The following is a 12,430-nucleotide window of genomic DNA, read 5'->3' on the forward strand; positions in this document are numbered from 1 at the left end:
TGCTGGTTTTAGATACAAAGTGCGGTCAAGATTATGCGCCTCAGTCTTATTGGCTTGCAATCACCCGGTTATCCACCACATCGACGGTCACCGGTTTGCCCGGTAGTAATTTGCCGGACAAAATTTGCTGCGCCAACGGATTTTCAATTTCCTGTTGGATTGCGCGTTTCAGCGGACGTGCGCCGTAAATCGGGTCGTAGCCGACGTTGCCGATAAAATCCAACGCTGCCGGGCTGAACCCAATTTGGTAACCGTGCGCCTGCATACGCTTGCTCAGGCGTTGCAACTGAATCGAAGCAATCGCTTGAATATTGGCTTTATCCAACGGGTGGAACACCACGGTTTCATCAATCCGGTTGATAAATTCCGGACGGAAATGGCGGCTGACCACCGACATCACCAGCTCTTTCACCGAGCCGTAATCCAAGTCGTTCACGTTTTCCTGAATCAGATCCGAACCCAAGTTGGAGGTCATAATCACCACCGTATTGCGGAAATCGACGGTGCGTCCTTGTCCGTCGGTCAAACGTCCGTCGTCCAACACTTGCAACAGAATGTTGAACACATCGTGGTGCGCTTTTTCCACTTCGTCGAGCAAAATCACCGAATACGGGCGGCGGCGTACGGCTTCGGTCAGATAACCGCCCTCTTCGTAGCCGACATAGCCCGGAGGCGCGCCGACCAAGCGTGACACACTGTGTTTCTCCATAAATTCGGACATATCGATCCGAATCATCGCGTCGTCGCTGTCGAACATAAACTGCGCTAAGGTTTTGCACAGCTCGGTTTTACCCACCCCGGTCGGGCCTAAGAACAGGAACGAACCAATCGGACGGTTCGGATCCGCCAAACCGGCGCGGCTGCGGCGAATCGCATTGGCGACCGCTTCCACCGCTTCGCTTTGCCCGATCACCCGTTTGTGCAATTCGTCTTCCATGCGCAGCAGTTTCTCTTTTTCGCCTTCCATCATGCGGGCAACCGGAATGCCGGTCGCACGCGACAACACTTCGGCGATCTCCTCGTCGGTAACGCGATAACGCAACAAGGTCATCTCTTTGCCTTCCGACGCTTCCGCTTGCTGCAACTGTTTTTCCAGCTCCGGAATCAAGCCGTATTGCAACTCCGACATTTTGGCGAAATCGCTGGCGCGGCGCGCTTGTTCCATTTGGGTGCGAGCGTTATCCAGCTCGGCTTTAATGTGTTGCGTGCCGGACAGGGCGGCTTTTTCGCTTTTCCACACCTCTTCCAATTCGGAATACTCACGCTCTTTTTCGCTCAGTTCGGTTTCCAACATTTGCAAGCGTTTACGGCTGGCGTCATCATCTTCTTTTTGCAACGCCTGTTGTTCCAGTTTTAACTGGATAATCCGCCGCTCCAAGCGATCCAACGGTTGCGGTTTGGAATCGATTTCCATGCGGATACTCGATGCCGCCTCGTCGATCAAATCAATCGCTTTATCCGGCAATTGGCGGTCGGAAATATAACGGTGCGAAAGCGTCGCCGCCGCCACAATCGCCGGATCGGTGATCTGCACATGGTGGTGAATTTCATACCGCTCTTTCAAACCGCGCAAAATCGCAATTGTGTCTTCCACGCTCGGTTCGTCCACCAGCACTTTTTGGAAACGCCGCTCCAACGCCGCGTCTTTTTCGATATATTGGCGGTATTCATCAAGCGTAGTCGCGCCGACGCAGTGCAACTCGCCGCGCGCCAACGCCGGTTTCAGCATATTGCCGGCGTCCATTGCGCCGTCGGATTTGCCCGCGCCGACCATGGTGTGAATTTCGTCGATAAACAAAATCACCCGCCCTTCTTCTTTCGCCAGTTCGTTTAATACGCCTTTCAAACGCTCTTCAAACTCCCCGCGATATTTCGCACCGGCAATCAGTGCCCCCATATCCAGCGATAACACCCGTTTATTGCGCAGGCCTTCCGGCACTTCGCCGTTGACAATCCGCTGCGCCAAGCCTTCGACAATCGCGGTTTTACCCACGCCCGGCTCACCGATCAGCACCGGATTGTTTTTAGTGCGGCGTTGCAACACTTGAATCGCACGCCGGATTTCGTCATCACGCCCGATCACCGGATCGAGCTTGCCACTCTCGGCGCGCGCGGTCAGGTCAATGGTAAATTTGTCTAACGCTTGGCGTGATTCCTCCGCATTTTGATCGTTCACGCTTTCGCCGCCGCGCATTTTTTGAATTGCCGCTTCCACCGCTTCGGCTTTCAAGCCGCTTTGGCGCAACACGTTGCCAAGTGCGGTTTTGTCTTCCAATGCCGCCAACACAAACAGCTCGGACGAGATAAATTTATCTTGCCGTTTTTGTGCCAGCTGATCGCAACGATTGAGCAAGCGCACTAAGCTTTGCGACAATTGCACATCGCCGCTGTTGCCTTCCACTTTTGCCAGACGTGCAATCTCGGTGGTCAGTTGGCTTTTCAGTTGCGCCACATTCACGCCGCAACTGAGTAACAACGGCTGCACCGAACCGCCTTGTTGGTTGATTAATGCCGCCATCAAATGCAGCGGCTCGATATATTGTTGCTCATTGCCTAACGCCAGCGACTGCGCTTCGGCAAGCGCCTGTTGGAATTTGGTGGTAAATTTTTCGATATTCATAAAAAAATCCTCCTGAATAAATTTTGTTCACGAGGATTAAATGGGGATCTAAAACGAGACTTCAAGCAAAAGTCAAGAAAATATTTTTATCTTTTTGCCTAAAACTTCACCGGACAAGCCTCATCAAGGCTAAACGGATCGAATCCGTATCGGCTGTTCTTTCGGCAGTAGAAATAATGCCGGCACAACCAAGAGCGCCATCAGATAAAACGCCCATGCCGGATTGTGTTGATAGGCAAACCCGGCAAGCCACATAAACAGCGCCACACTGAGGCAACACGCCACGCCGGCATACAGCGCCTGCAACTTGGCAATATCGCCGCTCGGCTGGCCGGAGATAAAGCGCACCGTGGCGAAATGGCACAGAGCAAAGGTAATGCCGTGCAAGGCTTGAATCGGCAGCAGCAACGCAAAATCGGTAATCGCGCCGGTTAACAGCCAGCGCACAATCGACACCAGCGTGGTGAACAGCAACAATGAATGGAGCGAAATATTTTTAAACAGTTTTTCGGCAAAGAAAAACACCAACACTTCCGCCGCCACGCTCACGCCCCACAGCCAACCGGTCAGGCTGATGTCGATACCGTTTGCGGTCCAATACATCACGCTATAGGCATAATAACTGGCATGGGCGCCCTGAATCAGCGACAGGGCAATCACTAAAAACAGGATATGCCGTCGGCTTAATAAGGCTTGATAGCTGCCGCCGCGATTTGCCGCCACCGCACTTGCGCCGATCACCGCTTGCGGTTTTAAGCGCGCTTTGAATAAGGTCGAGCCTAAAAACAGACAAAGACAGATCGCCAGCCACCACATCATATTGCGGTCGCCCCATGCCTGCAAAATATAACCGCCGCTCAAACTCGCCGACATAAATGCCAACGAACCGCTTAATCGGGCGCGCCCGTAGTTGAAATTGACCTGCTGCTGCCAAGTGCTTGCCAACGAATCGGTGAGCGGAATACCTGAGCCGAAAATCGCATTCAACAGCAATAACAACGGCACCAACAACCCGATTTGATCGGGCTTTAACGCCAACATCACCACTAAGCCGATACTGCCCAGAGCCACCAGCCGTAGCAACAGAATCAGATTATCCGGCTTGCTCCACTGCGAAAACAGCACGGAACCCAAAAAGCGGGCGATATATGCCGCCGCCAATACGCTGCTGATCAGCTCGACCGAATAATTGTGTGCGCTTAACCACGCCGGTAAGTAGGGCACAAACACGCCGAAGCTAAAGAAATAGCCGACAAAGCCGCACACCAACCAGGCAAAAGGCGATAATCCCGTTTGTTTCGACATTAAAATAACCGCTCCATTTCCTGCGCCCGCGCCACCGCCGCTTGCATGGCTTGCGCCACCGTTTGCGCCAATTGCCGCTGTTCAAACACCGCGATCGCCGCCGCGGTGGTGCCGCCTTTGGACGTCACCTGCGCACGCAAAGTCGCAAGATCGGTCTGCGGATTTTCAATCACCATTTGCGCTGCGCCCAACATCGCCTGTTGAATCAATGCGCGTGCGGTTTGAGGGCTGAGCTGCATATTTACCAGTTCGCTCTGCATGGCTTCCAAAAACAGAAAAAAATACGCGGGGCTGCTGCCGGAGGCGGCGATCACGCTGTTAATATCGCTTTCGTTTTCCAGCCAACAAATGTTGCCGACCGCCTGCATTAATTCGGCGGCAAAAGTGCGGTCTGCCGCGCTACTGTGCGGATTGGCAAACAACCCTGTCATGCCTGCCGCCAACAACGACGGCGTGTTCGGCATGGCGCGAATCGCGGCGACCGCACTTGGCAATAATTCCGACAACCGTTGTAACGAAATGCCGGCGGCAATTGAAATCACCAGTTTTTGAGCAAAATCCACCCCGGCAAAATCCGCGCAAGCAGCTGCCATCAACTGTGGTTTCACCGCCAACACCACCACCTCTGCATTTTCTGCCGCCACACGGTTATCCTGCGTGGTTTGCACGCCCAATTCGGCAAGCGCCGCCAATTTCGCCGCACTCGGATTACTGGCGATAATCTTCGCCGCCGGATAACCGCTGTGCAACAAACCGGCGATAATCGCCCGAGTCATATTGCCCGCGCCGATAAAGGCAATTAATTTGTGCTGCATAGGCTTTTCCTTGTTACAATGTCCACCAATTTCGCCATTCTAACATAAGCAGGAAAACAGATTGATGTATTGGTTTAAAAATATCTTGGTCTATCGTCTCAGCAAAAAGCTGGACTGGAGCAGCCAAACCCTCGACAGCAGCTTGCCGAATCAGGCATTTTATCCGTGCGGCAGCCACGATCAGAGCAAATTCGGCTGGGCAAAACCGTTAAACGGCAGCGAGTTGCTGCATTTCAGCGTCAATGGGCAAACGCTGCTGGTTGCGCAAAAAGAGGAAAAAATCCTGCCGGCGCAGGTAGTGAAACAGGCGTTGGACGAGCGGATCGAAACCTTGGAAGAAAAAGAGCAGCGCAAGCTGACGAAAATGGAAAAACAAACCTTAAAAGACGATGTGATTAACGAATTGTTGCCGCGCGCCTTTAGCAAAAAACAACAGACCGCACTTTGGATCGATTCGGTCAATGACCTGATTTACCTCAATGCCGCCTCGGCAAAACGGGCGGAAGACACGCTGGCGTTACTGCGTAAATCGCTTGGTTCACTGCCGGTGATCCCATTGGCGTTTGCCAACGAGCCAAGTGCGGTGATGACCGACTGGATCGCCAATGACAATCTGCCGGGCTGGCTGACCGCACTTGATGAAGCGGAATTGACGTCAACCACCGATGAAGCGGTGATCCGTTGCAAACAACAAGCGTTAGACAGCGACGAAATGCAAAACCACTTTGCCGCCGGTAAGCAAATCACCAAACTTGCCTTGGAATGGGAGCAACACCTCAGTTTTGTGTTGCAACAAGATTGCAGCCTGAAGCGATTGAAATTTGCCGATAATGTGCGCGATAAAAACGATGACATTTTGAAAGAGGATTACGCCCAGCGTTTTGACGCGGATTTTATTCTGATGACCGGCATTTTGGCGCAACTGAGCGAACGCCTGTCGGACGCATTCGGCGGCGAAAAGTCAACCTTGGCGGAAAAAATGTAACGTGGGCAAAAAAAGCAAATGCTGTAAAAAATATAAGAAAAAGGGCAAATATTGTAAAGATTGCCCTTTGCGCTGAGTTTAACCGCACTTATTGCAGATAATCATTTTAAGGCAAGCAAACGGGCACAGATAGTGCAAGTAGTACGGCAAGCGAGTTTGACCAAGTATTAAATCGAATTTAAAACACGGTTCGGCGCAAAAATCAATCTGTTAGCTATTTTATTAAAAAATAATGACACACATCACATTTATTTCCAATACTTTTGCGTTATACTCAATAATCTTTTGTTATTTGTAAACTATTTTGAGGTTAGTTGTGGCATATTGGCAATTAGTCAATTTTATTCGCGGGTTATCAATCCTGCTTTCGTTACTGTTGGGCTTACACGCCAGCCCGTTTTTTATTAGTTCATTTTGGCTGCTGCTCAGCTTAATCACCGCATTAAATATGCTGACCAGCGGCTTGACCGGTTTTTGCACCTGTACTTATCTTGCCGGCAAAATCGGTATGAAACTGCCGAAGTTATCCAGAGATTACTCCAAATAACATAAGGGGAGATTTCCTCTTAGTTCCATTAAAAAAGATGACTGATTCGGTAGCGTAGGGGCGGATTATATATCCGCTCGTTCGAAGTGCGGTATCCATATAATTAGCGTGAATCGGTACTTATTCAAAAAATTGGATAAGTTCAGAAGACTGACAATCGGCTGACTTCAGGTATATAATGAATAACACCCTTACCCATCACTGAACGACATGAGCCATTGGAGAACGCAAATGACCAATCAACAAATTGCCGAGCATCAACGCCAGTTGCACATTCAATTCAAAGCGTGGATGGACGATAAGAAAAAGCGTGAAGTACTGACGTTTCAACGTTCGAATGGGAATATTGTTCGCCATTATCCTGACGGACATGAAGAAGTGATTGAATATGCTAAAGCAAAGTAATTTAGCTATTTTCTACTGCGGCACCAATGGGCGGGCAAAACCACATTACGCGGATTTAACAAAGACACGGTACAAATTGTGATCGATTCCGATCATATCGCCATGCAAATTAACTCTGAAAATCCACGCTTGGCGGACAGCCTTGCTGGCAGAAAAGCGATTGAATTATTTAAATTTGCGATTGAACATCAAATTTCGTTTTCAATGGAATCCACGTTATCAGGCAATTCCATTTTGCAACGAATCAAGAAAGCCAAAGAAAATAGTTTTTATGTGCGATTAAATTATGTGGGTGTAAATAGTGTTTCAATCAACATTGATCGCGTAAAAGCAAGAGTAGCAAACGGCGGACATTTTATTGATGAAACGACAATCCGCAACCGCTATGACATCAGTTTGCAAAATTTAATTAAAATCTTACCACTTTGTGATGAAGTGTTTATTTATGACAATTCGGAAGAGCTACCGAATTTGGTGTTTCATCTTAAAGGAAATAAATTAACCCAGTGGCTTGATTTGCTGCCGGAGTGGTGTGAAGAATTAAAACACGCACTAAATCAGTAGTAATGCAGGGTCAGCATTCACAATGCATTTAATCTATAAATAAAAAATGCAAAGTGCGGTTCGGGCGGATATATAATCCGCCCCTACTTTTACCATTAAAATCAATTACTTTAACCTTTCACCAAGGTTTTTAACTGATACAAATACGTCAATGCCTGTTTCGGGGTTAAATCATCGGGATCGAGCTGTTGCAACATCTGCCAGACCGCACTTTTGCCTTCATCTTCTTCGATCAACGGCAATTCTGCCTGCATTTGGTTCAATTCGCGCAGTTGTTGCAGTTTTTGATCACCCGTTTGTTGCGATAAACGTTCCAACTGGTTCAGTTTTTGTTTGGCAAGGGTCAGCACCTTTTTCGGCACGCCTGCCAATGCCGCTACCGCCAAGCCGTAACTTTTACTCGCCGCACCCTCTTGTACCGCATGCATAAAGGCAATACTGTCGTTGTGTTCCAAGGCGTCGAGATGTACGTTAAACACGCCCTCAAACTGCTGTGGCAACACGGTCAGTTCAAAATAATGGGTGGCAAACAGGGTCAGCGAACGCAATTTTTGCGCCAACCACTCGGCGCACGCCCATGCCAACGCCAAGCCGTCATAAGTGGAAGTGCCGCGCCCGATTTCATCAATCAGCACCAAACTTTTCTCACCGGCTTGGTGCAGAATATTCGCCATTTCGGTCATCTCCACCATAAAGGTCGAACGTCCCGAAGCGAGGTCGTCCGACGCGCCAATGCGGGTAAAAATCCGATCAATCGGGCCGATAACCGCACTTTGTGCCGGTACAAAACTGCCGATGTATGCCATCAGCACGATCAACGCTGTTTGCCGCATATAGGTGCTTTTACCCCCCATATTCGGACCGGTTACCACCAAAAGATGACGTTGCGGATTGAGTTGCAGCGGATTGGCAATAAACGGATCACTCATCACCTGTTCCACCACCGGGTGACGACCGTTTTCAATCGCAATGCCGATTTGCTCGGCAAACTGCGGACGACTGTAATTCAGGGTTTGCGCCCGTTCGGCTAAATTACTGAACACGTCCAACTGCGCAAGGGTCAGCGCCGCCAGCTGTAGATCGCCCAAGTGCGGTAGCAGGCGTTCGAACAATTCGTCATACAACTGCTTTTCCAACGCCAACGCCGCACCTTTGGCTTTCAGCACTTTGTCTTCGTAGGTTTTCAGTTCGGGAATAATATAACGTTCGGCATTTTTCAGGGTTTGGCGGCGCACATAATGTATCGGCGCACGATCCGCCTGCCCGCGGCTGATTTGGATATAGTAGCCGTGCACCGCATTAAAGCCGATTTTCAGGGTGTCAATGCCGGTCGCTTCGCGCTCGCGCGCTTCCAACTCGTCCAAAAAGCGGGTTGCGCCGGCAGACAACTCGCGCCATTCGTCCAACTCCGCATGATAGCCCGGTGCAATCACCCCACCGTCGCGAATCAGCAACGGCGGCGTTTCCACCAACGCCTGTTGTAACAGTTCACATAATTCGGAAAAATCGTCGATTAAGCCGCAAAGCGCAGTTAGCTGCGGCGAATTGTGCGGAATCAGTTGATTTTTAATCGGCGGAATTTGCTCCAGTGCGCTACGCAAACGGGTGAGATCACGCGGACGCGCCGAACGCAACGCCACCCGCGCCAAAATCCGCTCCATGTCGCCCACTTGGCGCAATAACGGTTGTAAATCGGCGATTAAGTCATACTGCAAAATATCGGCAATCGCCTGTTGCCGCTTTTGTAACTGGGCAGTGTCGCAAATCGGCTGATGAATCCAGCGTTTCAACAAACGGCTGCCCATCGGCGTGACACAGTGATCCAACACCCACGCCAAGGTGTATTCCGTGCCGCCGGCAAGATTCTGCGTCAGCTCCAAATTGCGCCGCGTCGCAGCGTCCAGCACGATAAATTCGCTGTTTTGCACCAGACTGATCGAATTGATATGCGGCAGGGCGGTGCGCTGGGTCTCTTTGGCATAATGCAGCAAACAGCCGGCGGCACACAGCCCCAAACTCGCCTTTTCCACACCGAAGGCTTTCAAATCTTTGGTGCCGAACTGACGGTTGAGTAACTGAAGTGCGGTATTCAGTTCAAATTCCCAAATCGGGCGGCGGCGCAAACCGCGACAGCCTTGCAACAGCCCCATGTCGCTGAACTCTTCATCATATAACAACTCGGCAATCGACAAGCGTTGCAGCTCCGCTTGCAGCGCCGCCGAATTATCATGTTCGCTGATTTGAAACCGCCCCGAACTCATGTCCAAGGTTGCCAGCGCAAACCGCACGTTGTGTTGATACACCGCCGCGATCAGGTTATCTTGCCGCTCCGGGAGCAAGGCTTCGTCGCTGACCGTGCCGGGCGTGACAATCCGAACCACCTGCCGCTCGACCGGACCTTTGCTCGCTGCCGGATCGCCAATCTGCTCGCAAATCGCCACCGACTCGCCCAGGCGCACCAACTTTGCCAAATAGCCCTCGACCGCATGATACGGCACTCCCGCCATCGGAATCGGCTGCCCGGCGGAATTGCCGCGTTTGGTCAACGAAATATCCAACAACTGCGCCGCTTTCTTGGCATCGTCATAAAATAATTCGTAAAAATCCCCCATACGGTAAAACAGCAAAATATCGGGATTTTCCGCTTTCAGGCGCAAATATTGTTGCATCATCGGGGTGTGGGCATGTAATTCTTGCATAACTCTTTTAGCATTTAGGGTTAATTGGCGACATTATACGTGATTTTTCGCAGATTGATAAAATGGCATAAAAAAGAAATCAATGCTGAAAGTGCGGTTTTGGAATGGCTTTCACATCCTGCAAAAAAAGATCAAAATTTCACTTGATACTGTATAACCGTACAGTATAATAAGCGGTAATTCTGATCAAGCAAGATTGCGTAACTAGAGGTTTAGTATGGACGATAACAAACAAAAAGCACTGGCTGCCGCATTGGGGCAAATTGAAAAGCAATTTGGTAAAGGGTCGATTATGCGCTTGGGCGACACACAAACCCTGGATATTGAGTCGATTTCAACCGGCTCACTCGGTTTGGACGTCGCCTTGGGAATCGGTGGTTTGCCGATGGGGCGGATTGTGGAAATTTTCGGACCGGAATCTTCCGGCAAAACCACGCTAACCTTATCGGTGATTGCGCAAGCGCAAAAAGCCGGCAAAACCTGTGCCTTTATTGACGCCGAACACGCATTGGATCCGATTTATGCCAGCAAATTAGGCGTTGATGTGAAAGAGTTGTTGGTATCCCAGCCCGACAACGGCGAACAGGCGTTGGAAATTTGTGACGCCTTGGTGCGTTCCGGTGCGGTGGAAGTGATTATTGTCGATTCCGTCGCCGCCTTGACCCCGAAAGCGGAGATCGAAGGCGATATGGGCGATTCGCATATGGGCTTGCAGGCGCGTTTGATGTCACAGGCACTGCGCAAGCTGACCGGGCATATCAAAACCGCGAATTGCTTAGTGGTGTTTATCAACCAAATCCGCATGAAAATCGGCGTGATGTTCGGCAACCCGGAAACCACCACCGGCGGTAATGCGCTCAAATTCTATGCTTCTGTACGTTTGGATATCCGCCGCACCGGGGCGGTCAAAAACGGCGAAGAAGTCATCGGGAGCGAAACCCGGGTGAAAGTGGTGAAAAATAAAGTCGCGGCGCCATTCCGCCAAGCCGAATTCCAAATTATGTACGGCGAAGGCATTTCCAAGCTGGGCGAATTAATCGAACTGGGCGTGAAACACAAACTGGTGGAAAAAGCCGGTGCATGGTATGCCTATAACGGCAGTAAAATCGGACAAGGTCGTGCCAATGCGATGAAGTGGATGGCAGAAAACCAAGCCGCCGCTCAGGAATTGGAAGACAAATTGCGTACCGAATTATTGGCAAATCCCGAACAAGGTTTAGTTGCCGATATCGACGGCGACGATGAAGGTTTTGAAGCGAACGACGAGTAATAGCCGGCTCCCTGCGCATGCGCAGGGAGGAAAATTAAGCATTATACAAACGAATTATGAACAAAATCGCTCTTGCCTATATTATGAATCTGCTGGCGCGGCGTGATTACAGCTGTGAAGAGATTCGGCAAAAAATGACGGCAAAAGCCTTTGCTGCGGAAGATATTGAAACAGTGCTGCAACATTGCCGGCAAAAAGGTTGGCAAAGTGATCAACGCTTTTGCGAGCATTTTCTGCTGTCGCGCAGCCGCAAAGGATACGGTCCGGCACGAATTAAGCAGGAATTGCAGCAAAAAGGTATCGCAAGCGATCTGATCTCCGCGCAATTTGCCCAAACTGCGCTTGATTGGTTCGAACTGGCGGAAAGCGTTTTTCAAAAGAAATTTTCAAATATCCAAACCGCTCAATGGGACATGAAACAAAAGCAAAAAGCGTGGCGCTTTATGTCGAATCATGGTTTTCAGCCCGATCACTTCCGCCATTTATTCAAGCTTGATTCGGATGACGACTAACTGATCGCCATGCGTTCTCCTGTCGGCAAGCCTAAGCCTAAACTCAACATTAATATCACCAAAAGCCGTTGTTTTTAGTCCGTCATTGCGCTGACCGACGCTTAGATTTAGAATGGAGAGAGTTGCCAACGAAGCATAGGGTAACCATAAGCGGTAGGTACTTGTGCCGTAATAAGATATTCTTTATAGGTTAATGGATTAACAATGATCAGTATTGAGAAATATACCTTTTGGCACTTTGACGATTTGCTGAGTTACCAATTGGATTCGGAACAAGCCAAATATGTACGCCAACCGTGGCAATGGTTTGAAGGGCACACCTTGCTGTTAAGCAACGGCATGACCGGTGTTTCGATTTTACAAGATAAAACCGCAGTCGGTTTTTTCGTGCTTGATCGCGGCCCGGAAAAGCTGGAATATACCAATAATCCGCAGGCGATCTTGCTGCGCTCTTTCTCGATTAATCCGCAATATCAGGGGATGGGAATCGCCACTACCGCCCTCACGCCCAATCTGATCGATTCCTTTATCTACAATTTATCGCCGAAATACAATGAAATCGTGTTAGCGGTCAATCCGCTAAACCAACGGGCGTATCAACTCTATCTACGCTGCGGCTTTCAGGCTGCCGGCAAAGTGATTATTAATGTGCGCGGCGCACGTTCGGTACTCACGCGCCGTATCGGTGGCAATCCGGCCTAAGCAACG

The 12,430-nt window shown here is 50.0% G+C and carries 10 protein-coding genes and 1 pseudogene; 7 read left to right on the forward strand and 4 right to left on the reverse strand.

Annotation, left to right across the window (positions count from 1 at the left end; translation table 11 throughout):
• Positions 1 to 46 precede the first annotated feature (46 nt).
• The 3 genes from clpB to proC form a co-directional block, all read right to left on the reverse strand.
• Positions 47 to 2,620, reverse strand: coding sequence for an ATP-dependent chaperone ClpB (gene clpB / locus ACQ31U_RS04520; protein WP_431053894.1), 2,574 nt, complete (start codon positions 2,618 to 2,620; stop codon positions 47 to 49).
• Between the two features lie 129 nt (positions 2,621 to 2,749).
• The gene (locus ACQ31U_RS04525; protein WP_431053895.1) at positions 2,750 to 3,925 is read right to left on the reverse strand and encodes a 3-phenylpropionate MFS transporter; all 1,176 of its coding nucleotides are present in this window, start codon (positions 3,923 to 3,925) and stop codon (positions 2,750 to 2,752) included.
• A complete protein-coding gene (gene proC / locus ACQ31U_RS04530; protein WP_431053896.1) occupies positions 3,925 to 4,740 on the reverse strand; it encodes a pyrroline-5-carboxylate reductase in 816 nt (271 codons plus the stop codon). The genes ACQ31U_RS04525 and proC overlap by 1 nt, the downstream gene beginning before the upstream one ends.
• Positions 4,741 to 4,804: 64 nt before the next feature.
• Here proC and rdgC point away from each other — a divergent pair, with 64 nt between their 5' ends.
• The 4 genes and pseudogenes from rdgC to ACQ31U_RS04550 all read left to right on the forward strand — a co-directional run bounded on the left by rdgC (position 4,805) and on the right by ACQ31U_RS04550 (position 7,241).
• The gene (rdgC, locus tag ACQ31U_RS04535) at positions 4,805 to 5,725 is read left to right on the forward strand and encodes a recombination-associated protein RdgC (protein WP_431053897.1); all 921 of its coding nucleotides are present in this window, start codon (positions 4,805 to 4,807) and stop codon (positions 5,723 to 5,725) included.
• Positions 5,726 to 6,041: 316 nt separating this feature from the next.
• Positions 6,042 to 6,272: a hypothetical protein gene (locus ACQ31U_RS04540; protein ID WP_431053898.1), complete on the forward strand. Its 231-nt coding sequence runs from the start codon at positions 6,042 to 6,044 to the stop codon at positions 6,270 to 6,272.
• 231 nt (positions 6,273 to 6,503) lie between these two features.
• Complete coding sequence (locus ACQ31U_RS04545) at positions 6,504 to 6,677, forward strand: hypothetical protein (protein ID WP_431053899.1); 174 nt, start codon at positions 6,504 to 6,506, stop codon at positions 6,675 to 6,677.
• Positions 6,661 to 7,241 (forward strand): annotated as a pseudogene (locus tag ACQ31U_RS04550) (zeta toxin family protein). Before ACQ31U_RS04545 ends, ACQ31U_RS04550 begins: the two are co-directional and overlap by 17 nt.
• A 110-nt stretch (positions 7,242 to 7,351) precedes the next feature.
• On the opposite strand, the gene mutS reads toward ACQ31U_RS04550, so the two are convergent.
• Positions 7,352 to 9,940 (reverse strand): DNA mismatch repair protein MutS, encoded by a 2,589-nt coding sequence (gene mutS / locus ACQ31U_RS04555; protein WP_431053900.1) that lies wholly within the window; start codon positions 9,938 to 9,940, stop codon positions 7,352 to 7,354.
• A gap of 217 nt (positions 9,941 to 10,157) precedes the next feature.
• Here mutS and recA point away from each other — a divergent pair, with 217 nt between their 5' ends.
• From recA to ACQ31U_RS04570, 3 genes are all read left to right on the forward strand, one after another.
• Positions 10,158 to 11,210: a recombinase RecA gene (gene recA, locus ACQ31U_RS04560; RefSeq protein WP_431053901.1), complete on the forward strand. Its 1,053-nt coding sequence runs from the start codon at positions 10,158 to 10,160 to the stop codon at positions 11,208 to 11,210.
• A gap of 56 nt (positions 11,211 to 11,266) precedes the next feature.
• Complete coding sequence (recX, locus tag ACQ31U_RS04565; protein ID WP_431053902.1) at positions 11,267 to 11,722, forward strand: recombination regulator RecX; 456 nt, start codon at positions 11,267 to 11,269, stop codon at positions 11,720 to 11,722.
• A 204-nt stretch (positions 11,723 to 11,926) separates the two neighbouring features.
• Positions 11,927 to 12,424 carry a GNAT family N-acetyltransferase gene (locus ACQ31U_RS04570; protein ID WP_431053903.1) on the forward strand — a complete coding sequence of 166 codons (498 nt, stop codon included), beginning with the start codon at positions 11,927 to 11,929 and terminating at the stop codon, positions 12,422 to 12,424.
• Positions 12,425 to 12,430: the final 6 nt, after the last annotated feature.

Source organism: Testudinibacter sp. TW-1 (assembly GCF_050613185.1).
GTDB lineage: Bacteria > Pseudomonadota > Gammaproteobacteria > Enterobacterales > Pasteurellaceae > Chelonobacter.